Source organism: Alloalcanivorax profundimaris (assembly GCF_015265435.1).
GTDB lineage: Bacteria > Pseudomonadota > Gammaproteobacteria > Pseudomonadales > Alcanivoracaceae > Alloalcanivorax > Alloalcanivorax profundimaris.
In genome coordinates, this window is record NZ_JABJWH010000009.1 from 115,542 (window position 1) to 140,710 (window position 25,169).

The following is a 25,169-nucleotide window of genomic DNA, read 5'->3' on the forward strand; positions in this document are numbered from 1 at the left end:
CGACAATGTCCAACAACACGCTCAACGTCGAACAACTCCAGGCCAAGGTGGGCGAGGACCTGGGTACCTCGCGCTGGTTCCCGGTGGACCAGAGCCGCATCGACGCCTTCGCCGACCTCACCGAGGACCCGCAGTGGATCCACGTGGACCCGGAGCGGGCCGCCAAGGAAACCCCGTTCGGTGGTACCATCGCCCACGGCTTCCTGAGCCTGTCCCTGCTGTCCGCCATGGCCATGGACGTGGTGCCTTCCATCCAGGGCACCGTGATGGGCATCAACTACGGTTTCGACAAGGTGCGCTTCCTGAACCCGGTGCGTTCCGGCTCCAAGGTTCGTGGCAATTTCAAACTGGCCAGCGTGGAACCGCGCGGTGACAATCAGCTGCTGATCCGCTACGCCATCAGCGTCGAGATCGACGGCGTCGACAAGCCGGCCATCGCCTGCGAATGGCTGAGCCTGATCATTCTGGGAGAGTAAACAGCATGAGCATCAACTTCGAAGGCCGCGTGGCCATCGTCACCGGCGCGGCCAATGGCCTGGGCCGGTCCCACGCCCTGGAACTGGCCCGCCTGGGCGCCAAGGTGGTGGTCAATGACTTCGGCGGCGCCCGCGACGGCACCGGCGGGTCCAGCGAAGCCGCCGAGAAGGTGGTCGCCGAGATCACCGCCGCCGGCGGCGAGGCCATCGCCAACGGCGCCGACGTCTCCAACGAGGAGCAGGTCCAGGCCATGGTCCAGCAAACCCTGGACCAGTGGGGCCGCGTCGACATCCTGGTCAACAACGCCGGCATCCTGCGCGACAAGAGCTTCGCCAAGATGGACATGAGCGACTGGGACAAGGTGGTGGCGGTGCATCTCACCGGCTCCGCCATCTGCACCCGGGCGGTGTGGCCGGTGATGCGCGAGCAGGGCTATGGCCGCGTGATCATGACCACCTCCACCTCCGGGCTGTACGGCAACTTCGGCCAGGCCAACTACGGCGCCGCCAAGATGGGCGTGGCCGGGCTGATGAACACCCTGTGCCTGGAAGGCGAGAAATACGACATCAAGGTCAACTGCGTGGCGCCCACCGCCGCCACCCGCATGACCGAGGACCTGATGCCCAAGGAAGTACTGGCGCTGCTGGAACCGTCGGAAATCACCCCGGCGGTGCTGTTCCTGGCCAGCGACCAGGCGCCCAGCCGCCGCATCGTGCTGGCCGGCGCCGGCTGCTACGCCATGGTGCGTCTGATGGAGAGCGACGGCATCTACCTGGAGGAAGGCGACCGCACCCCGGACGCCATCGCCGCCCGCTTCGAGGAACTCGGCGACATGAGCAACGCCCGCGAAATGCAGAACGGCGGCGAGCATGTCTCCAAGATTCTGACCAAGGCCGCCCACGCCAAGGGCATCAAACTGGGCTGACGGCGACGTCCGCCCCACCCTTTTCAACGACTTTCAAACAACGAGGCCCATCATGAGAGAAGCCGTAATCGTTTCCACCGCCCGCACCCCGATCGGCAAGGCCTATCGCGGTGCCTTCAACGACACCCAGGCCCAGGCCCTGGGCGGCCACGCCATCAAGCACGCCGTGGAGCGCGCCAAGGTCGATCCGGAAAGCATTCAGGACGTGATCATGGGCGCCGCCCTGCAACAGGGCTCCACCAGCGGCAACGTGGCCCGCCAGTGCGCCCTGCGCGCCGGCCTGCCCACCTCCGTGGCGGGCATGACCATGGACCGCCAGTGCGCCTCCGGCCTGATGGCCATCGCCACCGCCGCCAAGGAAATCGTGGTGGACAACATGGACGTGGCCGTGGCCGGCGGCCTGGAGTCCATTTCCCTGGTGCAGAACGACAAGATGAACACCTTCCGTGCCCGTGATCCGTGGCTGGTGGAGCACCGCCCGGACATCTACATGAGCATGCTGGAAACCGCCGAGATCGTGGCCGACCGCTACAACGTCTCCCGCGACGCCCAGGACGAGTACGCCTTCCAGTCCCAGATGCGCACCGCCCAGGCCCAGCAGGACGGCAAGTTCGACGACGAAATCGTGCCGCTGACCACCAACATGAAGGTGATGAACAAGGAGACCAAGGAAATTTCCGATCAGGAAGTGACCCTGGGCAAGGACGAAGGCAACCGTCCGCAAACCACCCTGGAAGGCCTGCGGAGCCTGCAGCCGGTGTTCAAGGACGGCATGGCCGTGAAGGAAGGCAAGTTCATCACCGCCGGCAACGCTTCCCAGCTGTCCGACGGCGCCAGCGCCTCGGTGCTGATGGAAGCCAAGGAAGCCGAGCGCCTCGGCCTGACCCCGCTGGGCGCCTACCGCGGCATGGCCGTGGCCGGCTGCGACCCGGACGAAATGGGCATCGGCCCGGTGTTCGCGGTGCCGAAACTGCTCAAGCGCTTCGGCCTGAGCATCGACGACATCGGCCTGTGGGAACTCAACGAAGCGTTCGCCAGCCAGTGCCTGTACAGCCGTGACAAGCTCGGCATCGACCCGGACAAATACAACGTCAACGGCGGCGCCATCTCCATCGGCCACCCGTACGGCATGTCCGGCGCGCGCATGACCGGCCACGCGCTGATCGAAGGCAAGCGTCGCGGCGTCAAGTACGTGGTGGTGACCATGTGCGTGGGCGGCGGCATCGGCGCCGCCGGTCTGTTCGAGGTATTCTGAACGGCTTCACCGAATCGCCGGGCCCGTCCCCTTTCCGGGTCCGGCAACGCTTTGCCGCGTCAGCAGGCCGGCGTGTCCCCAAAACGCGCCGGCCATTTCAGTGGTGACGATCGCGTCGACCGACGCCCCTTCCCAAGAATCATCACCGCACGAGGGCCGCTGACGCGGCCTTTTTATTATTCTCGATTCAGACGCGATCCCAGGCTGGGGGCTCACGCCCCTCGCAGATCTCGATCAGGCCGGCGGCCATGAAACGGGCCATGCGTTTCTTCACCGCTTCAAAGTCGTCGGACCGGCACAGCCCGCCGGACAGTTTGTCGATACGACCAGTACGCGCCAGGGTCAGCACCAGGGCACCGGTGACGAAATGATAACCCCAGAAAATGTCTTCCTCCGTGGCGTCCGGCAGCGCCTTCCTGAGCAGGTCGATGAGACGCAGCACCACCGGATCAAAGTGCTTGTCCATCATCTCCGCGCCCCACTCCGGGGTGTTCGCCACCTGGGCGGCGAACGCGGCGTAGTTGCGCCAGCCCTCGCCGCCCTGAATGTAGGTATCCAGGTCGGTATCCAGATACGCGTGCAGCGCCCCCTCCACGGTGGGCGCGCCGTCGCAGGAGCGCTCATAGTCGTCCAGGGCGGTCATGCGCCGGCTGCTGGTCTCCACCGCCCGGCGCGCGAACACGGCGTCGAAAAGCTGCTTTTTATCATCGAAGTAATAGTTGATCAGCGTGTGATGCACGTCGATGCGTCTGGCCACATCCTTCAGCGTCACGCCATGCAGGCCATGCTGGGAGAACAGGTACTCCGCCGCGTCCAGAATCCGCTCGGTCATCTCGGCGCGGCGCTCGGCCCGGCTCGGCCCCTTGCGCCGCGCACCGCTGGCCGCCTTGCCGGCGGGCTTTTCTCGGGCTGTCATCGTTGTTAAGACTCGTCGGGTCGGCGCGAAACCGGTCAAGCTTGGCCAAATTCCGCGCGCAGGCGTTTTTTGTCGATTTTTCCCGTACCGGCCAGTGGCATGCGGTCCACGCGCACCACCGCGTCGGGCAGCCACCATGAAGCCACGCGGTCGCGCATGGCGTCCAGTATTTCTCGATCCTCGATGGTTTGCGCGGGCTTGGTTTCGATGACAAGCACCGGCCGTTCCCCCCAGCGTCCATCACGGCGACCGATCACCGCCGCCTGTGCCACCGCCGGGAGCGCGCCGGCGATGGCCTCCAGCTCCGCCGGGTTGATCCATCCGCCGCCGGACTTTATCAGGTCCTTGGCGCGGCCGGTAATGGTCAGCCGGCCCTGCGCGTCGATGCGCGCCAGGTCGCCGGTGGCGAACCAGCCGCGCTCGTCCAAAGCACCGTGTCGCTGGCCAAGATAACGCTCCACCACGGCGGCGCCACGCACTCGGAGGTGCCCTTCAACGTTGCGCTGCTCGGGCAGCGGCGTGCCTTGCTCATCGGTCAGCAACAGATCCATGCCAACCGCCACCCGGCCCGCCGACGCGGCATCGCGCCGTGGCTCGGCGGCGGGCGTGATGGTGCCCAAGGGGGAAAGTTCTGTCATTCCCCAACTAGTCTGCACACTGACGCCCAGACGCTGCTCGAGCCGTGCCATCAGCGTCGCCGACATGGGCGCGCCGCCAACCAGAATGCGTTTCAAGGATGGCAGTTCACCGCCCTGCGCTTCCAGATGCTCAAGCAGGCCGAGCCAGACGGTGGGCACGCCGGCGGCCAGGGTGACGTTCTCCGTGGCGATCAGGCGCGCCAGGCTGGCGCCATCCAGGTGGCGGCCCGGAAACACCAGGTCCGCGCCCGCGGCCGGCGTCGCGAATGGCAATCCCCAGGCGTTGGCGTGAAACATGGGCACCGCCGCCAGCACCCGGTCACCGAAACCGAGGCCGAGCACATCCGCCTGCAGCAACCGCAGGGTCTGCAGGTAAATGGAACGGTGATCATAGAGCACCCCCTTGGGATCACCGGTGGTGCCGGAAGTGAAGCACAGCCCGGAAGCACTGTGTTCATCGAAATCGCCCCAGCTTACCGCCGTATCGTCCAGGTCTTCCAAGGCCGACTCCAGGGCAGGCGGCTCGCCGTCTCCATCGATCACGAACAGCTCGGTCAGGGCCGGCGCCAGGGCGGCGATGCGCTGGCCCAGCGGTGCCAGATCGGCGCTGACGATCAGTACGCGGGCGCCGGACTGACGCGCCATGGCGGCACTCTGGCTGTCGGTGAGACGGGGATTGAGGGTATGGCAGACCGCGCCCATTCCCATGATGCCGTACCAGGCTTCCAGGTGGGCGCGGCTGTTCCAGGCCAGCGTCGCCACCCGGTCACCGACACCGATACCGAGACCGGCCAGCAACGCCGAGATCCGGCGGGCGCGGCGCCGCAGCACCAGATAATCGGTTTGCTCCACCCCGCCATTGTCCAGCGCGCCGGTGACACCGGCATGCGGGTGCCATTTAGCGGCATGGTCGAGAAATTTATTCAGGGTCAGCGTGTAACGCTGCATCGCGCCGTCCGTCATGGTGCCTCCGATGTCGCGCTCGACCGCGGCGGCGCCGCGATGCCGATGTTCCAGTTCCAGGGGGTATCGCCGGCGCGCCGCCGGCGACGTACCAGTTCGTCATGCAGCGCGAAACGGTCCGGCATGGGATCGACCACCGGGGTTGGCGCCGCGCCAATATGCAGCCAGCGGCCACGGGGATGTTCGCCATGGGCCGGCCAGCGGGGCTGGTCCACGGCGGCGGGCTGGCCGTCGCGCACAAACGCCGCCCAGTAATCCCCCAGCGCCCGCGACAGCCGGCGTTCACCGTCATTGTCGGGAATGCGCGGCCACAGCGGGGTGGTACGCGCGGCGGTGCCGAACACATAGGGAATCTCGGCGGCATGAAAACCGTGTAAGCCACGTTCGTTGGCGGCGGGGTAACCGTGGTCGAACAGATACAGCCAGGCGTCCTGGCCGCGTGCCGTACGCGCTCTCACCAGGTACTCGGCGGTCCAGCCGTACAAAGCGTCACGCAGCGCCGCCAGGCGCGCCTCCTCGCCATCGCCGATGGGATAGATGCGCAGGAAGGTATCGGCCAGGTCGCCATAGCCATCCCGTATGGCGCGCTCGCCGACGGCGTTGTCGGCGGGCGCCGGCGGCAACAGGAAACGCAACGAACGCACCTCGCCACTGTTGAAGCCGGCCAGCAGCGGCACCGAAGCCTGCTCGCCACGGTCGAACACGTCCAGCGGCTGACGCGGCAGCCAGTGACCGTCCACATTGCCCAGCGGCATATAGCCGGCGTCCGCCGCCGCCTGGACCAGCTCCGCGGCATCCCGGGCACGCAGGTCCGCGATCCGCCGCGCGCCCAGCGCGTGGGCAAGCCGTTCGCCGATTTCCTCGGCGGGCATCTCACCGCATTCCCGGTGAGCCAGGGCCGGATGGGAAATCAGGTAGGCACTCTGCGCGATGGCCCGCTGGAACAGGCCCCGCGCCGGCGGCGACGCCAGCAGATACAGGACGCTGAGCGCGCCGGCGGATTCGCCGGCCACGGTGACCCGGTCCGGGTCACCGCCGAACCCGGCGATGTTGTCGCGCACCCAACGCAGCGCCGCGATCTGGTCGAGCAGGCCATAGTTGCCGGATACGCCGTGCTCGGATTCGGCGCTGAGCGCCGGGTGGGCCAGATAACCAAGCACCGCCAGCCGGTAGTTGAGGGTCACCACCACCAGACCACGGCGCGCCAGGGCGGCGCCGTCCAGCATGGGTTCGGTGCCACCGCCGGTATTCAGCGAGCCACCATGAATGTAGACCAGCACCGGCGCGCCCCGCGCGTTCGCCGGGGCCCAGATGTTGAGCGTCAGGCAATCCTCATTCAGCCCCGGCAGCGCCGGCGCGTAAAGACTGCCCGACCGCGACGCCGGCTGCGGACAGGCCGGACCGAAGCGAGTGGCGTCGCGCACGCCGGACCAGGGCGGCATGGGTTGTGGTGGCCGCCAGCGGTACGCGCCCACCGGCGGGCGCGCGTAGGGTATCCCCTTGAAGATATTCAGATCCCGCTGGCGGCGCCCCCGTAGCGTCCCGGCGGAAACCCGTGCCATCGCGTCACCCATTCCACCGCCCCCGCCGTTCATACTTCCAGCCATTCGCCACGCACCGTCTGATCGCCACGCAGCGCCGCCGGCGTGCCTTCGAACACGATGCGCCCGTGGCCCATCACCAACACCCGGTGGGAGATGTCCATGGCAATGGAGAGCTTCTGTTCGACCAGCAGGATCGACACGCCGGCCGCGGCGATCTCGGCGATCAACTCCCCGATCTGCTTGACGATCAACGGCGCCAGCCCCTCGGTGGGTTCGTCGATCATGATCAGCGCCGGGTCGCCCATCAGAGTGCGGCTGATGGTGAGCATCTGTTTCTCGCCGCCGGACAAGACACCGGCCGGGGCATCCGCGCGCCGCGCCAGATTGGGAAACATGTCGAGGAACTGCGGTACCTTCCATTTACCCGGCCTGCGGGTGTTCTTGACGCCCAGCTCCAGGTTCTCCCGCACCGTCAGGGTCGGGAACACATCCCGACTTTCGGGCACGTAGCCCAATCCCTTGCGGGCGATGCGATGGTTGGGCAGCCCGGCGATCTGCTCGCCGCGAAAGCGGATCGAACCCCGCGGCGGGACTTCGCCCATGATCGCCTTGACGGTGGTGGAGCGGCCCACGCCATTGCGGCCGAGCAGCGATACCACCTCCCCTTCGCCGATGGAAAGATCGACACCGTTGAGAATATGACTCTTGCCGTAGTAGGCGTGCAGGTCCTTGACTTCCAGCATCACGCCGCCTCCTCGCCCAGGTAGGCTTCCTTGACCCGTGGATCGTTACGGATCGCGTCCGGCGTGCCGGTGGCGATGATCTCGCCGTACACCAGCACCGAGATACGATCCGCCAGTTCAAACACCACCCCCATGTCGTGCTCGACGATCATCAGGGTGTGCCCCTCCGCGATACGACGGATCAGCGACACCGCCTGGGTGGTTTCGGTGTTGCTCATGCCGGCGGTTGGTTCATCCAGCAGCACCACGTCGGCGTCCCCGGCGATGGTCATGCCGATTTCCAAAGCACGCTGACTGGCATAGGGCAAGGCGCCGGCGGGGCTGTCGCGAAGCGCCGTCAGGCCGATCATCTCCAACACTTCCTCGGCACGACGGTTGGCCCGCTTCACCGACCCGGCCGGGCGCCAGAAGGCGTAGCCCGCCCCGCTTTGCTTGAAGCAGGCGCACCGGAGATTTTCAAACACCGACAAATTGCCGAACACGTTGCTGACCTGAAAGGAACGGGCCAGACCACGCTGCTGAATTTTTTCCGGCGCCAGACCGTCGATACGCCGGCCGTGCAGACTCACCTGGCCCGCGCTCGGCGCGAACGCACCGGACACCAGATTGAAGAACGTGGATTTACCGGCCCCGTTGGGACCAATCACGGCATGCACTTCACCACGGGCCACGGTCAGATCGACACCACGGATCACCTCGGCGGGACCAAAACTTTTCTTCAGCCCAAGAATGTTCAATGCTTCGCTCATGCGCGTGCCTCCCGATATCGTCCGCTGACGCGCGCCACGCCATAGCCGGCGGCGAACAGCGTGATAATGCCCAACCACACCAGCGGCGAGGCCGGGTCCGGTTCCAGACCGAGCAGCCGCGCCAGCTTGTCGCGGCCATGGCTGATCTGATAAACCAGTTCGATGGTGCTCACCAGCCCGAGGGCGATCAGCAGCACCGCCAGGGCTCCGCCCAGCCAACACGGCAGGTGCGCGCCCAGGTCGCCGCGCCGCCAGGCCAGACGCACCTGTTCGATGCCGCCGCCCAGCCCGCCGGGGGCGAACATCACCACCGCCAGGAACACCAGCCCCACGTACAATATCGAGGCATCGGTGTAGTCACTGAGCAGGGAGTTCATCACCGTGACCAGGATGGCACCGACCATCGGTCCGTAGAACACGGCCAGACCACCCACCGCGGCCATCAGCAGGGCCAGGCCCGAGGTCAGCAGGCCCAGGGATTCCGGGGTGACGATTTCGTAGTTCACCGCCGCCATGCCGCCGCCGAGCCCGGCGAAGCCGCCCGCGGCGATGAACACCAGGAACCGCAGGTTGCGTGGCGGGTAGCCGATGAACTGCAGCCGGTCGGCGTTATCGCGTACCGCGTTGGACATGCGCCCCAGGGGCGTGCGGGTAAACGCCCACATGGCGAACACCGCCACCAGGGTCCAGAACGCCATGAACCAGTACACGTCGGCGGGCTGGGCCAGCTCCAGGCCAAACCACACCGGGCCCACCATGCGGTTGCTGAACACGCCCGCCTCGCCGCCGAACACGGTGGGGACCATTTGCGAGCCGGCGGCGACCAGCTCACCCAGGCCGAGGGTAATCATGGCGAAGGCGGTGCCGGCGCGCCGGCAGAACGGCCAGCCCACCACCAGCGCCGCCAGAGCGCCGCACGCGAAGCCGACCAGCGGCAGCAGATAGACCGGGAAAAACGCCCAGAAACCGTGGCCGTCGTAACCGGCCTCGCCGATCAGATTCATGGCATGGATCGCCCCATAGGCACCCAACCCGAAAAATACCGCATGGCCAAAGGACAGCATGCCGCCCTGACCCAGCAACATGTTGTAGGACAGTGCGAAAACGATGTTGATGGCGACCACGTTGATGATGCTGAACGTGCCGTTTCCGGCCACCACCAGAGGCAGGGTCACCAGTACCAGCGCACTGATCGCCCAGGGCGCCACCGGGCGCCACCAGGAAAGCGATTTATTCATGGTTCAAGCTCCCCCATCAGGCCACGCGGGCGGAAAATCAGAATCAGTACCAACAGAATGAAGGGCGTCATCGGCGCGATCGACGCCAGGGTGATGCCGGTAACCTCGCCATAGGGGTCCACGGCGAACCCCAGCCCGTTGAGCAAATCACCGATCGACACATCCAGGGCCACGAAGAAGGTCTGCACCAGACCGATCAGCAGTGAAGCGTAGAAAGCCCCCGACAGGGACCCCATGCCGCCGACCACCACCACCACGAACACCACCGGGCCCAGCGACTGCGCCATGCCCGGCTCGGTGCTCAGCAGCGGGCCGCCGATCACGCCGGCCAGGGCCGCCAGCCCGCAGCCGAAGGCGAACACGCCCATGAACAAACGCGGCACGTTATGGCCAAGGTGGCCGACCATGGCGCCGTGCGTTAGCGCCGCGCGGATCATCAGGCCGACCCGGGTTTTCTTGAGCAGGAACCAGAGCGCCACGAACATCAGGATGGCGATCATCATGGTCACGCCCCGATAGATGGAGTAGTCGGTGCCAAACAGACTGAACAGCGGCGCGCGCAGGGCTTCCGGCGCGCTGTAGGACACCGGGATCGAGCCCCACAGCAGGTGCACGGTTTCGTCGATCACATAGGCCAGCCCGAAGGTGAACAGCAGCTCCGCCACATGACCATTCTCATGCACGCGCCGCAGGCCGAAGCGTTCCACCACGGCGCCGAGCACCGCCACCAGCAGCGGCGCCAGGAACAGCGCCGGCCAGAACCCGATATGCAGCCCCAGCGCATAGGCGAAGTAGGCGCCGAGCATGTAAAAACTGGCGTGGGCGAAATTCAGTACGCCCATCATCGAGAAAATCAGCGTCAAACCACTGGACAGCATGAACAGAAGCAGCCCATAGAGCAGCCCGTTAAGCGTGGAAAAGACGATTACTTCGAGCATCAAACGACTCCCGGGACGGCGGTGTGCCGCCGCCCCTTTTAAATCGCGGAATAAAAGCGCGCGTAAGAATCGAACCGGAAGAAGGCGGAATCAGTCCGGGCGGCGCATGCGACAGGTGGTGGGCAGGGTCGCCTGATCCGCATCGAAACGCGCCACCTGATGGAAGTTGTAGTCGGTGCCTTCGGCGCCGTACTTCATGTTGTCCTTGAGCACGGACAGGTACAGCGGCATTTGCAACTGATGATCGGCGGCGCGCATGGTCAGATGGCCGCCGGCGGAGTCGTATTCCAGGCCTTCCAGCGTCTTCGCCACCGCCAGTGGATCGACGCTGCCCGCCTCGTCACCGGCCTTTTTCATCATTTCCAGCATCGCCGCCACGCGCGGGTAGTAATCCCAGCCTTTCTCCTTGTAGAGACTGACCTGACGCTCGGCGATCTCCGGATCGGTGAAATCGCCGTGATATTCGGCGATCAGGTAGACCCGGTCCACGCCCTTGTCACCCACCTGGGTGATGGTGCCCGGGGTGCTGCCGTAATAGGTCAGGAAGGGGACATCCACGCCGTACTCGGCGGCGGACTTGATCAGAAGGTTGATGTCCTGGCCCCAGTTGCCGGTGATCACCACATCCGCGCCGGACGATTTGATCTTGGAAATATAAGGCGAGAAATCCTTCACCTTGCCCAGCGGATGGAAGGTGTTGCCGACGATCTCGATGTCCGGACGTTTCTTCTTGAGCATGCGCATGGCGGACTCGGACACGGTATGGCCGAAGCTGTAATCCTGGTTGATCAGGAATACTTTCTTCACGTCCGGATTGTCGGCGATCCAATCCGTGAGCATGTTCATTTTCATGTCCACGTGGGAATCGAAGCGGAAATGCCAGAAGGAACAGCGTTCGTTGGTGAACGACGGCTCGATGGCCGCGTAGTTCAGATACAGAACCCGGTCATCCGGGTTGCGCTGATTGTGTTTGTTGATCGCGCTCAGCAGCGCGGAACCCACCGAGGAACCGTTGCCCTGAATGATGTAGCGAATGCCGTCGTCAATCGCCTTTTGCAACTGCACCAGGCTTTCCTGGGGATTGATCTTGTTGTCATACCCGACGATCTCGATCGGATGACCGTCCATGCCGCCGTCCCGGTTGAGACGCTCGGCGGTGAACTGAAGCTGGGCCAATGCCGGCTGGCCCACCACCGACATCGGGCCGGTCAGGGGATCGATCAGCGCAAAGCGTACCGGCTCCGCGTCCGCCGCCCGGGCCAGGCCCGACAGCAGAACCAGGGAAACGGCGAACAGCTTGAGGAAGGGTCTCACCATGGTGCTCTCCAACGTTGTTATTTTATCGCTCGAACGGAACGAAACGGCGACGCCGAGCGGCGCTCACTTCATTCACTCACGCGAGAGATAATAAAAGGCAGTCGACGAAGCTGTCCATACAGGCCTCCCATACCCGCTGGAAGATCATCATCATTGCTTTGAAAACAACAACTTGGAGAATGCCATGACGTCGTGCGGCCATGGCGCGCGCGTCACGAACCGATTCACGCCGGCCCGATGCGGGGGCCAATGGTTACCATAGGTAACACCCCCGCTCAAAAACGACGCAAAAAAAGCCCGCCGAAGCGGGCCAGCCCATTGACGATGGAACACAAACAACACGCGATCAGACTTCCAGCCACTCCTTGCGGGTGGCTTCATCCTCGCGCAATTCCTCGGGGGTACCTTCAAAGACGATCTGGCCGTGGCCCATCACCAGCACGCGGTGGGAGATATCCATGGCGATGGACAGCTTCTGCTCAACCAGCAGGATGGACACGCCGGCCTTGGCGATTTCGGAGATCAGCTCGCCGATCTGTTTGACGATCAAGGGCGCCAGCCCCTCGGTGGGCTCGTCGATCATGATCAGTTCCGGGTCGCCCATCAGGGTTCGGCTGATGGTGAGCATCTGTTTCTCGCCGCCGGACAGCACGCCGGCCGGCGCATCCGCCCGCCGCGCCAGGTTTGGGAACATATCGAGAAACTGCTCCACTTTCCATTTGCCGGGCTTGCGAGTGTTCTTGATGCCCAACTCCAGGTTCTGGCGCACCGTCAGGGTCGGGAAGATATCCCGGTCTTCGGGCACGTAGCCGAGCCCCCGGCGGGCGATGCGATGATTGGGCATCCCGGCGATTTCCTCGCCACGGAAGCGGATCGAGCCCTGGGGCGGCACTTCGCCCATGATCGATTTCACCGTGGTGGAGCGGCCCACGCCATTGCGGCCCAGCAGCGCCACCACTTCCCCTTCCTGCATGGCGAAGTTGACGCCGTTGAGAATGTGGCTCTTGCCGTAGTAGGCATGCAGGTCGTTGACTTCCAGCATCATGCCGCCTCCTCCCCCAGATAGGCTTCCTTGACCCGCGGATCGTTGCGGATCTCTTCCGGCGTGCCGGTGGCGATGATCTTGCCGTACACCAGCACGGAGATGCGATCGGCCAGCTCGAACACCACGCCCATGTCGTGTTCCACGATCATCAGGGTGCGGCCCTGGGCCACCTGGCGGATCAGGTTGATGGCCTGGGTGGTTTCGGTGTTGCTCATCCCCGCGGTGGGTTCGTCGAGCAGTACCACGTCGGCGCCGCCGGCGATGGTCATGCCGATTTCCAGCGCCCGCTGGCTGGCGTAGGGCAACGCCCCCGCCGGCACGTCGCGCAGCGCCTGAAGGCCGATCATTTCCAGCACCTCGTCGGCGCGCTGGTTGGCGGCGCGCACCTTGCCCGCCGGGCGCCAGAACACATAGCCGGCGCCGCTTTGCTTGAAGCAGGCGCAGCGAATGTTCTCGAACACCGACAGATTGCCGAACACATTGGAGACCTGGAACGAACGCGACAGGCCCCGTTGTTGGATCTTCTCCGGGCTGAGCCCGTCGATGCGCTCGCCCTTCAGGTAGATTTCACCGCTGCTGGGCGGAAACGCCCCGGACAGCAGATTGAAGAACGTGGACTTGCCGGCCCCGTTGGGGCCGATCACCGCGTGAACCTCGTTCTCCGCCACGTCCAGATCGACGCCGCAGATCACTTCCGCGGGACCGAAGTTCTTGGTCAGCCCCTTGATGGACAGTGCGCTCATGCCTGATCCTCCCGCAGCTTGTTGGTAGCGCGCTTGATCACCACGCCCAGTGCCACCAGCACCGCGGCGGCGAGCCAGCCCCACAGGGCGGCGGCGTCGAACTCCATGCCCAGCACCTGGGCGAATTCATCGTCGCCGTGGGTGGCCTGGAACATCATTTCCACCAGCACCACCATGCCGACGATGATCAGCCCCACGGCCAGGGTACCGGTGAGCCAGCCCGGCAGACGCCGGCCCAGGTCGCCGTCACGCCAGGCCACGCGCACCTGTTCAATGCCGCCGCCGAGGCCGCGCGGCGCGAACATCACGATGGACAGGAACACCAGGCCCACGTACAGAATCGAGGCGTCGGTGTAATCGCTGAGCATGGAGTTCATCAGGGTCACCACGATGGCGCCCACGATCGGACCGTAGAACACGCCGAGCCCGCCCACGGCCGCCATCAGCAGCGCCAGGCCAGAGGGGATCAGACCCAGGGCCTCCGGGGTGATGATCTCGTAGTTGACCGCGGCCATGCCGCCGGCCAGGCCGCCGAAGGAACCGGAGGCGATGAAGATCATGAAGCGGATGTTGCGCGGCTGATAACCGATGAACTGCAGACGGTCCGGGTTATCGCGCACCGCGTTGGACATGCGGCCCAGGGGCGTGCGAGTGAAGGCCCACATGGCGAACACCGCCAAGAAGGTCCAGAACGCCATGAACCAGTACACGTCCGCGGACTGCGCCAGTTCCAGACCGAACCACTGCGGGCCCACCATGCGGTTGCCGTAGATGCCGGCCTCGCCGCCGAACAGCGACGGGAACATTTGCCCCGCCGCCGCCACCATCTCGCCGAGACCCAGGGTGATCATGGCGAAGGCGGTGCCGGCGCGCCGGCAGAACGGCCAGCCCAGCACCAGGGCCACCAGGCCGCCGGCGATCATGCCGATCACCGGCATGCCCACCACCGGCACGTGGGCCCAGAAGCCCTCGCCGGCGTAGGAGGCGTCGTCGATGGCGATCATGGCATGCATCGCCGCGTAGCTGCCCAGGCCGAAGAACACGGCGTGGCCGAAGGACAGCATGCCCCCCTGGCCCAGCAGCATGTTGTAGGACAACGCGAACACGATGTTGATGCCGATCACGTTGAGAAGCGTAAAGGCGGTGCTGTTGCCCTGGAACACGAAGGGCAGCAGCAACAGCACCGCGGCGAAGACCACCCAGGGGACCAGGCCGCGCAGGGAGGGTCGGGATTTTGAACGTTGCATGGCTGCGGATATGTCCTGGCTCATGGTTCAAGTTCCCCCATCAGACCGCGGGGCCGGAAGATCAGAATCAGCACCAGCAGGATGAACGGCGTCATCGGCGCCAGGGTCGCCAGGGAAATGCGGCCCAGCTCGCCGTAGGGGTCCAGGTTGGCGCCCATGGCGTTGACCACGTCCGCCACGGAGGCGTTGACGGCCACGAAGAAGGTCTGGATCAGGCCGATCAGCAGCGAGGCGTAGAAGGCGCCCTGCAGGGAGCCCATGCCGCCCACCACCACCACCACGAACACGATCGGGCCCAGGGTGGCGGCCATGCCCGGTTCGGTGGACATGATCGGCCCGCCGATCACGCCGGCCAGGCCGGCCAGGGCACAGCCGAAGCCGAACACGCCCATGAACAGGCGCGGCACGTTGTGGCCCAGGTGGCCGACCATTTCGCCATGGGTCAAGGCGGCGCGAATCATCAGGCCCACCCGGGTTTTCTTGAGCAGGTACCACAGCGCCACGAACATCAGGATGGAAATCAGGATCACCACCCCGCGGAAGATGGAATAGTCGGTGCCGAACAGGGTGAAAAGCGGCTCGCGCATGTAGGCGGGCTCGCGGTAGGCCACCGCCACGGTGCCCCACATCATTTGCACCAGTTCGTCGATCACATAGGCCAGGCCGAAAGTGAACAGCAGCTCGGCCACGTGGCCGTTGGCGTGCACCCGGCGTAGCCCGAAGCGTTCCACCAGGGCTCCGAGCGCGCCCACCAGCAGCGGCGCCAGAATCAGCGCCGGCCAGAAACCGGTGTGCATGCCCAGGGTGTAGGCGAAATAGGCGCCCAGCATGTAGAAGCTGGCGTGGGCGAAGTTGAGCACGCCCATCATCGAGAAGATCAGGGTCAGACCACTGGACAGCATGAACAGGAGCAGGCCGTACAAAATGCCGTTCAGGGTCGAGAAAATCACTATTTCGAGCATGACAAGGCTCCCGGGGCAGCGGCCTTGGCCGCTGCCCCTACTGCACGATCACGAAGGGTCGCCGGAACCGGCTTACTTGGGACGGCGCATGCGGCAGGTGGTGGGCAGAGTGACGTCTTCACGTTCGATCCGGGCCACCTTGTGGAAGTTGTAGTCGGTGCCTTCGGCGCCGTATTCCATGTCGTCCTTCATCACGGACATGAACATCGGCAGCTGGATCTGGTGATCCTCGGCCCGCATCAGCACTTCACCGTTGGTGGTTTCCAGGGTCATGCCTTCCATCGCCTTGGCGATTTCCACCGGATCGGTGGAGCCGGCCTTGTCGGCGGCTTTCTTGAGCATGTCGAGCATGGTGCTCAGACGCAGATAGTAGAAGTCCCAGCCGGTTTCCTTGTACATCTCCACCTGGCGCTTGGCCATTTCCGGATCCTCGAAGTCACCGTAGTACTCGTTGATCTGGTAGATGCGGTCCACGCCCTTGTCGCCGAGCTGGGTGACCACGCCGGCGCTGGCGCCGTAGTAGGTATAGAAAGGCGCGTCCAGGCCGAATTCGGCGGCGGCCTTGACCAGCAGGGTGATGTCCTGGCCCCAGTTACCGGAGATCACCGCGTCGGCGCCGGAGGACTGGATCTTGGACACGTAGGGAGTGAAATCCTTGACCTTGGCCAGCGGGTGAAAATCGTTGCCCACGATCTCGATGTCCGGGCGCTTTTTCTTGAGCATTTCCCGCGCCGCCTTGGACACCGCGTGGCCGAAGCTGTAGTCCTGATTGATCAGGTACACCTTCTTGATGTCCTCATTGTTGGCGATGTAGGTGGTCAGCGCGTTCATCTTCATGTCCGCGTTGGCGTCGAAGCGGAAGTGCCAGTAGGAACAACGCTCGTTGGTGAACGACGGGTCCACGGCGGCGTAGTTCAGGTACAGCACCTCATCGCCGGGATTGCGCTGGTTGTGCTTTTCCACCGCGCCGATCAGCGCCGAGGCCACGGAGGAACCGTTGCCCTGGGTGACGAACTGAACGCCGTCATCAATGGCTTTCTGCAACTGAACCAGGCTTTCCTGCGGGTTCACTTTGTTGTCCAGACCCACGATTTCCAGGTCCTTGCCGTTGATGCCGCCGTTGGCGTTGATGCGTTTGGCTTCGAACTTGAGGTGCTCGAACGCCGGCTGGCCGGCGCCGGCCATGGGGCCGGTGAGGGGATCGATCAGGGCTAGTTTCACGGTCTCGGCGGCGCCGGCGGTACCCACCAGCAACAACGAGGCAGTGATAAAGGTGAAAAGGGATTTCAGCATGACGCTCTCCACGATTGTTGTTGTTCTGCCGCCGCCGGGCGTCTCGCCAGGCGGACCGGCATTTCATATTGGCGTCCACCCGAGGATGGATACGCTGCAACATTTTTTGTTTACTTTGTTTTCTTTCCCGGATCCGGACCGGGGGCTGCGTTGCTTCCGTTTTGTCCTGTGCGCTTTTTTTGTTTTTTATGCGCGTTTTTTTATTTCGCGCCGGCCCCCGAAACGGTTCCTCTCCGGGCACCGGCGCCGCGAACATACTTGGTAGTATGTGCGCACGAAAATAATCCTGTCCAGCGTCAATTTTCGGCCTCCCGGCGAACGTCCGACTTACCGGGAAAATGGCCCCCTTAGGTCAACAAAGCAGGCCTAATAGCGCCGCCAAGCCAAGCATGACGCTGTTTCAGCATGAACCCAACACATCCCGGCGGCAATGTTCGATTGCGACGGCCAGCGGGGCGATCACGCCAGCGCCCGGTGCCTTCCCGCAGGCCCCGAAACGACGGCTTTTTCGCTCTTGCCGGGCGGCGATCCCCATCGCCGGCGCCGCGCGGGCGGGGTTTCAGAGGGCGGGAAATAAATGGCGCTTTGTTGCCGTTTTTTTTGTTTTTCGGGTTGCGCTGTTACCTCAAGTAACACCGGTGGCAAAAAGTTCCCAGCGCGCCTTGACCGCCCCCACCCCCGCCGGTATGAATTGCTCACCAACAATTTCAAAACGATCGTTCAAAATAAAAACACCGGCCCGGTGACGTCCGTGGCCGAGCAAGGGAGAGAGACATGCTGAATGGGCTGATGATGGACGCGCCGCTGTCCTTGATGGACGTGCTCGATTACGGCGCCCAGGTCCACCCCAAGGCGGAGATCGTGTCCGCCACCGTGGAAGGCGACGTGCACCGCCAGACCTACCGCGAGACCCGCCACCGCGTGGCGCGGCTGGCCCACGCCCTGGTGGCCCTGGGCGTGAAACCCGGCGACCGGGTGGCCACCATCGCCTGGAACGGCTACCGCCACATGGAGCTGTACTACGCCATCGCCGGCATCGGCGCGGTGTGCCACACCATCAACCCGCGCCTGCCCGCGGACCAGATGGCCTACATCGTCAACCACGCCGACGACACCCTGATTTTCTTCGATACCACCTTCACGCCGCTGATCACCGGCCTGCGCGACCAGTTCCCGGCGCACACCCGCTATGTGGCCATGACCGACCGGGCGCACATGCCCGACGGCGACGATCTGCTCTGCTACGAGGAGCAACTGGAGGGCCAGCCGGACCAGTACGACTGGCCGGAACTGGACGAAAACACCGCCTGCGCGCTGTGCTACACCTCCGGCACCACCGGCAACCCCAAGGGCGCGCTCTATTCCCACCGCTCCTGCCTGCTGCAGGCGCTGTTCGCCCTGGCCGGCTCCAACGGCGTGTTCCGGGTCGGCGACCGCGTTCTGCCGGTGGTGCCCATGTTCCACGTCAACGCCTGGGGCCTGCCCTACGCGGCGCCGCTCACCGGCTGCTCGCTGATCATGCCCGGCCCGGCGCTGGACGGCGCCAGCCTGTTCGACCTGATGGACCGGGAGAAGGTCTCCGGCGCCTGGGGCGTGCCCACGGTGTGGATGGGGCTGCTCGCCGCAATGAAGGAGCGCGGCCGCAAGCCCGGCGAACTGCGTCAGGTACTGATCGGCGGCTCGGCGCCGCCGCGCAGCATGTTGCGCGCCTTCGAACAGGACTACGGCATTGAGGCCATGCAGGGCTGGGGCATGACGGAAATGAACCCCACCGGCAGCATGGGCATCCTGGTGGAAGGCGAGGACCAGCTGCCCCTGGAAGAGCGCCTGGACATCAAGAGCAGCGCCGGGCGCCGCCTGTTCGGCGTGCGCATGAAGCTGATGGACGACGACGGCCGGGAAGTGGCCCAGGACGGCGACGCGGTCGGCGAGCTGTATGTGAAGGGCCCCACCGTGATCAAGGCCTACTTCAATAACGAGGAAGCCACCGCCCAGGCGTTCGACAAGGACGGCTGGTTCGCCACCGGCGACATGGCCTCGCTCACCGAGGACGGCACCCTGCACATCGTCGACCGGGCCAAGGATCTGATCAAATCCGGCGGCGAGTGGATCAGCTCCATCGACCTGGAAAACCTGGCCGCCGCCCATCCGGGCGTGGCCGAGTGCGCGGTGATCGGCGTGCCCCATCCGAAGTGGGACGAACGCCCCCTGCTGATCGTGGTGCCGCGCCCCGGCGCCGGCCAGGACAAGCAGGCGCTGCTTGATCACATGGGCGAAAGCATCGCCAAATGGCAGCTCCCGGACGACGTACTGTTCGTCGAGGAGCTGCCGCACACCGCCACCGGCAAGGTTTCCAAGCGTCACCTGCGGGACCGTTACGGCGATCACCTGGCCGACGCCGGCTGACCACGGCAAGAGGACAACGATGACCGACTTCAACGAACACACCGTCACCGCCAACGGGCTGGAATTCTTCGTGCGCAGCGCCGGGGACCCGGCCCGGCCGACGGTGATCCTGCTGCACGGCTTCCCGGAGTGCGGCTACTCCTGGCGTTACCAGATGCCCTATCTGGCCGACCAGGGCTTCCACGTGCTGGCGCCGGATCTGCGCGGCTACGGCCGCAGCGCCGCCCCCAAGGCGGTGTCCGCCTACCGCCAGGACATTCTGGTGGACGACGTGATGGGCATCCTCGACGCCTTCGGCGTGGAGCGGGCCCGGGTGGTGGGCCATGACTGGGGCTGCGCCCTGGCCTGGCAGGTGGCCCGCCAGGAGCCCGAGCGGGTGCTGGCCGTGGCCGGCCTGTCGGTGCCCTACCCGGGCATCGGCCCCAAGGCGCCCACCGAGCAGATGCGCGCCGCCTTCGGCGACCGCTTCTTCTACCAGCTGTACTTCCAACAGCCGGAGGTGCCGGAACAGGAGCTGGAAGCGGACGTGCGCGACTTTCTCAAACGCATGTACCACGCCATTTCCGGGCCGGGCATGAAGGAGAAGTTCCGGGTCAAGGGCGCCGCCACCGGCATGCTCGACATCCTGCAGTCCCCCACCGGCGCGCAGCCGGAGTGGATGACGGAAGCGGATCTGGACGTCTACGAGGACAGTTTCCGGCGCAGCGGCCTGATCGGGCCGATCAACTGGTACCGGGCCATGGACGCATCCTGGGAGCAGCAGAAGGCGGACGGGCGGGAACGCATCCACCCGCCGGCCTTCTTCCTGGCCGGCAAGGAGGACCCGGTGATTCAGTTCGCCGGCCGCGCCCTCAAGCGCATGCCGGAACTGATGGACGACCTCACCGACATGGTGCTGCTGGACGACGTCGGCCACTGGGTGCAGATGGAAGCCGCCGACACCGTCAACCACCACCTGGGCCGCTTCCTGAGCGGCACCTGATTCCGCACCCGAGCTAGCGAATACGCCGCATTTCGATGCGGCGATTGCGCTCGCGCCCGTCCTCGGTGGCATTGCTGTCCACCGGGCGGGTGTCGCCGTAACCCTCGGCCCGCAACCGGCCCGGGTCCACGCCCAGATCAATCAGGAAATCCCGCACCGTGGCGGCGCGCCGCTCCGACAGGCGCTGGTTGTAGCCGGCATCGCCGGTGGAATCGGTGTGCCCGGCGATCTCGATTTCACTGTTGGGGTAGGCGCGCAGCCGCTCCGCCACCTCGCGCAGCACGGTCTTGGCGTTGGGGGTCAGGCGCGCGGAATCAAACTCGAAATTGACCCCGTGCAGCACCTCCGGCGGCGCCATGGGCACCGGCTTGACCACCACCCGCTCGCGCTCGATAACGCGGGTCTCGGTATGCAGATCGCCGCCGCCGAACAACGGGAAGGTGAGCCCCACCAGGACGCGCACGTCGTTGAACGGCTCGTTGCCACTGCCATCGTCGGAGAAATCCATCGCGTAGCGCAGCTCCATGCGCAACCCCATGGCGCCCCAGACGTCGCGGAAGTGCAGCCCGGCGCCGGCGTTGAGGAAACCGTTGGTGTCGGTGCCCCGGTTGGAGTCGGTGTAGACCCCGCCGCCACCCAGCAGCACATAGGGGGACGGCCCCTCGCGATACAGATAACGCAGGGCATCCACGCCCAGCCCGTATTGCCAGTGCTGGCCGCCGGCGCGGTCACGCTGCAGGGCGTTGCCGAAGCCGTTCCACTCCAGATCCCAGTGCTCGCCAAGCTGACGCCCCAGCCCGAAACGCAGGCCGGTGCCGTAGTCCACGTCGTTGCGGTCCTGGTCCTCGAACACATGGATCCCCATGGCCGAGGCGTTCCAGCCGCGCGGGTCGGCCCGCTCACCGTCGGCGAGCGCCGGCGTGGCGGCCACCAGGGCCATGGAAATCAGTGCGCTCTTGGTCGTGATGTGCATGCCGTTCCCCTGTTGCGATCACGGCGGCAATCATGACCAAGTTCTCCGGGGCCCACTGTGGAGAAAGTGTAAACCCGGTGGCCCTTTTTCGCCGGGCCGGGCAACCGGTAGACTCGGGCCTGATTCGGACAGGAGCACTCCCCATCGACGTTCTTCAGGATTCCCTGCCCCTCAGCATTACCGTGTTCGCCGTGTGCGTGGCCATCGTCGCCACCGCCGGCGTCAAAATCACCGCCGTGGTGGACGAGCTGGCCGACCGCACCCGGGTGGGCGAAGCCCTGGCCGGCGCCGTGCTGCTCGGCGCCACCACGTCCCTGTCCGGCAGCGTGCTGTCGGTGACCGCCGCCCTCAAGGGCAACGCCGATCTGGCGCTCAGTAACGCCCTGGGCGGCATCGCCGTGCAGACCGCCTTCCTGGCGGTGGCGGATCTGTTCTACCGGCGCGCCAACCTGGAACACGCCGCCGCCTCCGCCGCCAACCTGATGCAGGGCGCCCTGCTGGTGACGCTGATGGCGGTGATCCTGGTGGGGGCCTTCTCGCCGCCGGTGACGGTGTTCGGCATCCACCCGGCCACCCCGCTGCTGTTCGGCGCCTACATCTATGGCCTGCGGCTGATCCAGAGCACCCGGGACCAGCCCATGTGGCAGCCGGCGCGCACCCGGGAGACCCGCGAGGACGTGCCCGAGGAGGAGAATCTGCGGCGCTCCCTGCGCACCCTGCTGATCGCCTTTCTGGGCCTGGGCGCCCTGCTTGGCGTCACCGGCTGGGCGCTGGAGAACGCCGCCGCCGCCATCGCCAGCCAGACCGGCCTGGCGCAAACCACCATGGGCCTGCTGCTCACCGCCACCGTCACCTCCCTGCCGGAGCTGGTCACGTCCGTGGCCGCGGTGCGTCGGGGGGCGCTGACCCTGGCGGTGGGGGGTATCATCGGCGGCAACGCGTTCGACACCCTGTTCACCGCGGCGTCCGACATCGCCTACCAGGACGGTTCCATCTATGCCGAGATGGGCGACGATCTGCTGGTGTGGGTATCGTTGTCGATTCTGATGACCGGTGCCTTGCTGATGGGGTTGATCCGGCGCGAGGAGCAGGGACCCGGTGGCATCGGTTTCGAGAGCGTGGCGGTGTTGCTGCTCTATGGCTTGGGCATTCTGCTGGTGGTGCATGGCGGTTGATGGCCGGAACCCGGTTTTTACGCGGCTTTTATGATTCCCGGTCGGGCCACGGTTTATAGTGGAGCCTTAGCCATCCGTCGCGCGGTGACGGCGGCCCACAGGAGAGCGGCTTGAACGACGACAAATACCGGCGCCCCAAGGACGAGGAAAGCAGCCCCTGGGAAGACGCGGTGGAACGGGAGCGCGAGGACGCGGCCCGGGACGCCGACGACGACGGCGCCGACGAAACCGAACAGGAGAAGTACCTGCCCTCCCGGGCCGCCGCCGTGCACGAACGGCTGCGCGTGGCCGGCGAGAAGGAACTGGAACGGGACGCCATGGCGCTGCTGTGGTCGGCGATCGCCGCCGGCATCTCCATGAGCGCCTCGCTGATGGCCCGGGGCCTGCTCGACGCCCACCTGCCGGACAGCGACGCCGGCTTTCTGATCGGCAGCATGGGCTACACCCTGGGCTTTCTGATCGTGATCCTGGCCCGCCAGCAACTGTTCACCGAGAACACCGTCACCGCCGTCCTGCCGTTCATGAGCCACCCCACCCTGGGCAATCTGTGGTGCCTGATGCGGCTGTGGGGCGTGGTGCTGGCCGGCAACATCATCGGCGCCGGCATCGCCGCCTTCACCTTCCTGCACCTGCCCATGTTCTCCCCGGAGGTGGGCGGCGCCTTCCTGGATCTGGGCCACAAGGTGCTGGAAAACAGCCCCTTCGAGATGTTCTCCAAGAGCATCATCGCCGGCTGGGTGATCGCCACCATGGTGTGGGTGATGCCCTCGGCGGACCAGGCCAAGGCCTGGGTGATCCTGATCATGACCTACGTGGTGGCGATCGGCGAATTCCCGCACATCATCGTCGGCGCCAGCGAGATTCTCTACCTGGTGTTCGCCGGCGAGGCCTCCTGGGCGGAGTTCACGCTGCGCTTCGGGCTGCCCACCCTGGCGGGCAACATCATCGGCGGCTCCTTCATTTTTGCCCTGATCAGCCACGCCCAGATTCGCAACGACATGGACTTGCAGCGCCAGGGCCGGCGCGGCGCCTGGGGCTTCGCCCGCAAGCGCGGCGCCGGCCGACGGGTGCAGTAAGCGGCTGGACACAGGAATAAGAATCAATAACAATTGCGGCCTGTTCCACTGTACGGGCCGCCATGTCCTCCCAGCCGCCGACGCCTTTGCTGTACGCGGAGTACACCCGCAAGATTCACCGCTATCTGTTGCTGCGCACCGGCGACGGGGAACTGGCGGCGGATCTGACCCAGGAGTGCTTCGCTCGTCTGCTGGCGCACAGCCGCCGGGCCACCATCGAGCGGCCGCTGCCCTATCTGTACACCCTGGCCGGTCGCCTGCTCACCGACCACCGCCGCCGCCACGAAACCTGGCGCACCGACACTCTGGCCCCGGAGCAGTGGGACGATCTGCTCGACGACCGCGACCGCCCGGACCTGCTCTACGAGAGCCGGCGCCGCATGGACGCGGTGGCGGCGGCGCTGCAACGGCTTCCCCAACGCTCCCGGCGGGTGTTCGAGCTGTGTCGTATCGAGGGCCACACCCACGGTGAAGCGGCCCGCGCCCTGCGCCTGTCCACCAGCTCGATCCAGAAACACCTGGCCCTGGCCATGCGTTATATTCTCGACCAGACTCGGGCCGACGAATGACAATAGCGCGTTCGAACCCGCTCCACGGAAAGCCCCGCACGGACCGCACGCCATGATCCAGCCTTTTCCCGACAATGTGGAACGCGCCGCCCACGACTGGTGGCTGCGCTGCCAGACCGGCCCCCTGGACCCGGCGGAACAGGGCCGTCTGGACGCCTGGCTGGCGGCGGACCCGGCCCACGGCGAGGCGCTGGCGGAACTGGAGATGCACTGGGAGCTGGCCGGCGAGGTGCCGCCGGCCACGGCGGCCGCGCACGCCACCCGCGCCCGCCGCCGGCCCGCCCGGGCCTGGCTGGCGGTGGCAGCGGCGTTGCTGCTGGTTTTCGCCTGGCAGGCACCGGCCTGGTGGCTGCAGGCGCGGGCGGATTACCTGGCCGGCGCCACGCCGCGCGCCCTGACCCTGGCCGACGGCAGCCATCTGGACCTGGCGCCCGGCGCCGCCGTGCGGCTGGCCTACGACGAACAGGGCCGCGACCTGGAACTGCTGCGCGGCGAGGCCCTGTTCCGGCCGGCGCCGGTGACCGCCGATGAACCACGCCCGTTCACCGTGCGCAGTGGCGACGCCCGGTTCACCGCCCTGGGCACCGCGTTCTGGGTCCGCCACCGGGACGGCGCCGAGCAGGTGGGCGTCACCGAGCACCGGGTGCGCGCGCGCCTGCCCGGCGGCCGCGAACGGCGGTTGAACGCCGGCGACGCCGCCCGGCTCAGTGACCGGGACGGCATCCGCCCGCTGGGGCTGGATCCGGCCCGGGAGGCGGGCTGGGCCCAGGGCGTGCTGGTGTTCGAGGGCGCTCCGCTAAGCGCCGCCGTGGCGCGCATCAACGATTTCCGCCCGCGCCCGGTGGTGCTGCTCGACCGTGCCCGGCGCGACGCCCCGGTGGAAGCGGTGCTGCACCTGGATAACCTGGACAGTGGCGTGCCCGCCCTGGCCGGCGGCCTGGGCCTGAACAGCCTGGATCTACCCGGCCTGACCCTGCTCTATTGAGCGCGATCCA

At 65.9% G+C, this 25,169-nt stretch carries 24 protein-coding genes; 10 read left to right on the plus strand and 14 right to left on the minus strand.

Annotated features, from left to right (window positions below; translation table 11 throughout):
* The first annotated feature begins 5 nt into the window (after positions 1-5).
* From HMJ39_RS05800 to HMJ39_RS05810, 3 genes are read left to right on the plus strand one after another with little or no spacing between them, the layout of a single operon-like run.
* Positions 6-476 (plus strand): MaoC family dehydratase, encoded by a 471-nt coding sequence (locus HMJ39_RS05800; RefSeq protein ID WP_194296614.1) that lies wholly within the window; start codon positions 6-8, stop codon positions 474-476.
* Positions 477-481: 5 nt separating this feature from the next.
* Complete coding sequence (locus tag HMJ39_RS05805) at positions 482-1,402, plus strand: SDR family oxidoreductase (RefSeq protein ID WP_161383157.1); 921 nt, start codon at positions 482-484, stop codon at positions 1,400-1,402.
* A gap of 52 nt (positions 1,403-1,454) precedes the next feature.
* Entirely contained in the window at positions 1,455-2,657 is a 1,203-nt protein-coding gene (locus HMJ39_RS05810) for an acetyl-CoA C-acyltransferase (RefSeq protein ID WP_161383158.1), read from the plus strand.
* Between the two features lie 187 nt (positions 2,658-2,844).
* Here HMJ39_RS05810 and HMJ39_RS05815 read toward each other — a convergent pair whose 3' ends face one another.
* From HMJ39_RS05815 to HMJ39_RS05875, 13 genes are all read right to left on the minus strand, one after another.
* Positions 2,845-3,573, minus strand: a complete 729-nt coding sequence (locus HMJ39_RS05815; protein ID WP_194296615.1) for a TetR/AcrR family transcriptional regulator — start codon at positions 3,571-3,573, stop codon at positions 2,845-2,847.
* Between the two features lie 35 nt (positions 3,574-3,608).
* The gene (locus HMJ39_RS05820) at positions 3,609-5,174 is read right to left on the minus strand and encodes an AMP-binding protein (RefSeq protein WP_194296616.1); all 1,566 of its coding nucleotides are present in this window, start codon (positions 5,172-5,174) and stop codon (positions 3,609-3,611) included.
* The gene (locus HMJ39_RS05825; protein ID WP_228462180.1) at positions 5,171-6,736 is read right to left on the minus strand and encodes a carboxylesterase/lipase family protein; all 1,566 of its coding nucleotides are present in this window, start codon (positions 6,734-6,736) and stop codon (positions 5,171-5,173) included. Before HMJ39_RS05825 ends, HMJ39_RS05820 begins: the two co-directional genes overlap by 4 nt.
* A gap of 29 nt (positions 6,737-6,765) precedes the next feature.
* Positions 6,766-7,461, minus strand: a complete 696-nt coding sequence (locus tag HMJ39_RS05830; protein ID WP_194296618.1) for an ABC transporter ATP-binding protein — start codon at positions 7,459-7,461, stop codon at positions 6,766-6,768.
* A complete protein-coding gene (locus HMJ39_RS05835) occupies positions 7,461-8,210 on the minus strand; it encodes an ABC transporter ATP-binding protein (RefSeq protein WP_194296619.1) in 750 nt (249 codons plus the stop codon). The genes HMJ39_RS05830 and HMJ39_RS05835 overlap by 1 nt, the downstream gene beginning before the upstream one ends.
* On the minus strand, positions 8,207-9,448 hold the full coding sequence (locus HMJ39_RS05840; protein ID WP_194296620.1) for a branched-chain amino acid ABC transporter permease: 1,242 nt from the start codon (positions 9,446-9,448) through the stop codon (positions 8,207-8,209). The genes HMJ39_RS05835 and HMJ39_RS05840 overlap by 4 nt, the downstream gene beginning before the upstream one ends.
* Positions 9,445-10,386 (minus strand): branched-chain amino acid ABC transporter permease, encoded by a 942-nt coding sequence (locus tag HMJ39_RS05845; protein ID WP_194296621.1) that lies wholly within the window; start codon positions 10,384-10,386, stop codon positions 9,445-9,447. Before HMJ39_RS05845 ends, HMJ39_RS05840 begins: the two co-directional genes overlap by 4 nt.
* Before the next feature lie 90 nt (positions 10,387-10,476).
* On the minus strand, positions 10,477-11,703 hold the full coding sequence (locus HMJ39_RS05850; protein WP_194296622.1) for a branched-chain amino acid ABC transporter substrate-binding protein: 1,227 nt from the start codon (positions 11,701-11,703) through the stop codon (positions 10,477-10,479).
* 346 nt (positions 11,704-12,049) lie between these two features.
* Positions 12,050-12,748 carry an ABC transporter ATP-binding protein gene (locus tag HMJ39_RS05855; protein WP_228462181.1) on the minus strand — a complete coding sequence of 233 codons (699 nt, stop codon included), beginning with the start codon at positions 12,746-12,748 and terminating at the stop codon, positions 12,050-12,052.
* Positions 12,745-13,491, minus strand: coding sequence for an ABC transporter ATP-binding protein (locus HMJ39_RS05860; protein ID WP_161383160.1), 747 nt, complete (start codon positions 13,489-13,491; stop codon positions 12,745-12,747). The genes HMJ39_RS05855 and HMJ39_RS05860 overlap by 4 nt, the downstream gene beginning before the upstream one ends.
* Positions 13,488-14,738, minus strand: coding sequence for a branched-chain amino acid ABC transporter permease (locus tag HMJ39_RS05865; protein ID WP_228462182.1), 1,251 nt, complete (start codon positions 14,736-14,738; stop codon positions 13,488-13,490). Before HMJ39_RS05865 ends, HMJ39_RS05860 begins: the two co-directional genes overlap by 4 nt.
* A 20-nt stretch (positions 14,739-14,758) precedes the next feature.
* Positions 14,759-15,700, minus strand: a complete 942-nt coding sequence (locus HMJ39_RS05870) for a branched-chain amino acid ABC transporter permease (protein ID WP_161383162.1) — start codon at positions 15,698-15,700, stop codon at positions 14,759-14,761.
* Between the two features lie 72 nt (positions 15,701-15,772).
* Entirely contained in the window at positions 15,773-16,993 is a 1,221-nt protein-coding gene (locus tag HMJ39_RS05875) for a branched-chain amino acid ABC transporter substrate-binding protein (RefSeq protein ID WP_194296624.1), read from the minus strand.
* Between HMJ39_RS05875 and HMJ39_RS05880 the strand changes: the two genes are divergently transcribed.
* The 3 genes from HMJ39_RS05880 to HMJ39_RS05890 all read left to right on the plus strand — a co-directional run bounded on the left by HMJ39_RS05880 (position 16,992) and on the right by HMJ39_RS05890 (position 20,381).
* On the plus strand, positions 16,992-17,258 hold the full coding sequence (locus HMJ39_RS05880) for a hypothetical protein (RefSeq protein ID WP_161383164.1): 267 nt from the start codon (positions 16,992-16,994) through the stop codon (positions 17,256-17,258). The two genes, HMJ39_RS05875 and HMJ39_RS05880, sit on opposite strands and share 2 nt — an antisense overlap.
* Positions 17,259-17,767: 509 nt before the next feature.
* Complete coding sequence (locus tag HMJ39_RS05885; protein WP_228462183.1) at positions 17,768-19,399, plus strand: long-chain-fatty-acid--CoA ligase; 1,632 nt, start codon at positions 17,768-17,770, stop codon at positions 19,397-19,399.
* 19 nt (positions 19,400-19,418) lie between these two features.
* Positions 19,419-20,381 carry an alpha/beta fold hydrolase gene (locus tag HMJ39_RS05890; protein WP_161383165.1) on the plus strand — a complete coding sequence of 321 codons (963 nt, stop codon included), beginning with the start codon at positions 19,419-19,421 and terminating at the stop codon, positions 20,379-20,381.
* A gap of 13 nt (positions 20,382-20,394) precedes the next feature.
* Here HMJ39_RS05890 and HMJ39_RS05895 read toward each other — a convergent pair whose 3' ends face one another.
* Positions 20,395-21,354: an OmpA family protein gene (locus tag HMJ39_RS05895; protein ID WP_194296625.1), complete on the minus strand. Its 960-nt coding sequence runs from the start codon at positions 21,352-21,354 to the stop codon at positions 20,395-20,397.
* A 32-nt stretch (positions 21,355-21,386) separates the two neighbouring features.
* On the opposite strand from HMJ39_RS05895, the gene HMJ39_RS05900 reads away from it, so the two are divergent.
* The 4 genes from HMJ39_RS05900 to HMJ39_RS05915 all read left to right on the plus strand — a co-directional run bounded on the left by HMJ39_RS05900 (position 21,387) and on the right by HMJ39_RS05915 (position 25,159).
* Complete coding sequence (locus tag HMJ39_RS05900; RefSeq protein WP_194296626.1) at positions 21,387-22,529, plus strand: sodium:calcium antiporter; 1,143 nt, start codon at positions 21,387-21,389, stop codon at positions 22,527-22,529.
* Between the two features lie 110 nt (positions 22,530-22,639).
* Positions 22,640-23,605 (plus strand): formate/nitrite transporter family protein, encoded by a 966-nt coding sequence (locus HMJ39_RS05905; RefSeq protein ID WP_228462184.1) that lies wholly within the window; start codon positions 22,640-22,642, stop codon positions 23,603-23,605.
* A gap of 62 nt (positions 23,606-23,667) precedes the next feature.
* Complete coding sequence (locus HMJ39_RS05910; protein WP_194296627.1) at positions 23,668-24,174, plus strand: RNA polymerase sigma factor; 507 nt, start codon at positions 23,668-23,670, stop codon at positions 24,172-24,174.
* A gap of 52 nt (positions 24,175-24,226) precedes the next feature.
* Positions 24,227-25,159 (plus strand): FecR family protein, encoded by a 933-nt coding sequence (locus tag HMJ39_RS05915; protein ID WP_194296628.1) that lies wholly within the window; start codon positions 24,227-24,229, stop codon positions 25,157-25,159.
* The last annotated feature ends 10 nt before the right edge of the window (positions 25,160-25,169 follow it).

Coding starts and splice junctions, on each gene's coding strand:
- HMJ39_RS05910 (WP_194296627.1), top strand. CDS start 23,668: ATGTCCTCCCAGCCGCCGACGCCTTTGCTGTACGCGGAGTACACCCGC.
- HMJ39_RS05830 (WP_194296618.1), bottom strand. CDS start 7,461: ATGCTGGAAGTCAAGGACCTGCACGCCTACTACGGCAAGAGTCATATT.
- HMJ39_RS05855 (WP_228462181.1), bottom strand. CDS start 12,748: ATGATGCTGGAAGTCAACGACCTGCATGCCTACTACGGCAAGAGCCAC.
- HMJ39_RS05815 (WP_194296615.1), bottom strand. CDS start 3,573: ATGACAGCCCGAGAAAAGCCCGCCGGCAAGGCGGCCAGCGGTGCGCGG.
- HMJ39_RS05865 (WP_228462182.1), bottom strand. CDS start 14,738: ATGCAACGTTCAAAATCCCGACCCTCCCTGCGCGGCCTGGTCCCCTGG.
- HMJ39_RS05845 (WP_194296621.1), bottom strand. CDS start 10,386: ATGCTCGAAGTAATCGTCTTTTCCACGCTTAACGGGCTGCTCTATGGG.
- HMJ39_RS05880 (WP_161383164.1), top strand. CDS start 16,992: ATGACGCTCTCCACGATTGTTGTTGTTCTGCCGCCGCCGGGCGTCTCG.
- HMJ39_RS05875 (WP_194296624.1), bottom strand. CDS start 16,993: ATGCTGAAATCCCTTTTCACCTTTATCACTGCCTCGTTGTTGCTGGTG.
- HMJ39_RS05890 (WP_161383165.1), top strand. CDS start 19,419: ATGACCGACTTCAACGAACACACCGTCACCGCCAACGGGCTGGAATTC.
- HMJ39_RS05835 (WP_194296619.1), bottom strand. CDS start 8,210: ATGAGCGAAGCATTGAACATTCTTGGGCTGAAGAAAAGTTTTGGTCCC.
- HMJ39_RS05850 (WP_194296622.1), bottom strand. CDS start 11,703: ATGGTGAGACCCTTCCTCAAGCTGTTCGCCGTTTCCCTGGTTCTGCTG.
- HMJ39_RS05805 (WP_161383157.1), top strand. CDS start 482: ATGAGCATCAACTTCGAAGGCCGCGTGGCCATCGTCACCGGCGCGGCC.
- HMJ39_RS05820 (WP_194296616.1), bottom strand. CDS start 5,174: ATGACGGACGGCGCGATGCAGCGTTACACGCTGACCCTGAATAAATTT.
- HMJ39_RS05885 (WP_228462183.1), top strand. CDS start 17,768: ATGCTGAATGGGCTGATGATGGACGCGCCGCTGTCCTTGATGGACGTG.
- HMJ39_RS05860 (WP_161383160.1), bottom strand. CDS start 13,491: ATGAGCGCACTGTCCATCAAGGGGCTGACCAAGAACTTCGGTCCCGCG.
- HMJ39_RS05870 (WP_161383162.1), bottom strand. CDS start 15,700: ATGCTCGAAATAGTGATTTTCTCGACCCTGAACGGCATTTTGTACGGC.
- HMJ39_RS05895 (WP_194296625.1), bottom strand. CDS start 21,354: ATGCACATCACGACCAAGAGCGCACTGATTTCCATGGCCCTGGTGGCC.
- HMJ39_RS05800 (WP_194296614.1), top strand. CDS start 6: ATGTCCAACAACACGCTCAACGTCGAACAACTCCAGGCCAAGGTGGGC.
- HMJ39_RS05825 (WP_228462180.1), bottom strand. CDS start 6,736: ATGGCACGGGTTTCCGCCGGGACGCTACGGGGGCGCCGCCAGCGGGAT.
- HMJ39_RS05900 (WP_194296626.1), top strand. CDS start 21,387: ATGACCAAGTTCTCCGGGGCCCACTGTGGAGAAAGTGTAAACCCGGTG.
- HMJ39_RS05915 (WP_194296628.1), top strand. CDS start 24,227: ATGATCCAGCCTTTTCCCGACAATGTGGAACGCGCCGCCCACGACTGG.
- HMJ39_RS05840 (WP_194296620.1), bottom strand. CDS start 9,448: ATGAATAAATCGCTTTCCTGGTGGCGCCCGGTGGCGCCCTGGGCGATC.
- HMJ39_RS05810 (WP_161383158.1), top strand. CDS start 1,455: ATGAGAGAAGCCGTAATCGTTTCCACCGCCCGCACCCCGATCGGCAAG.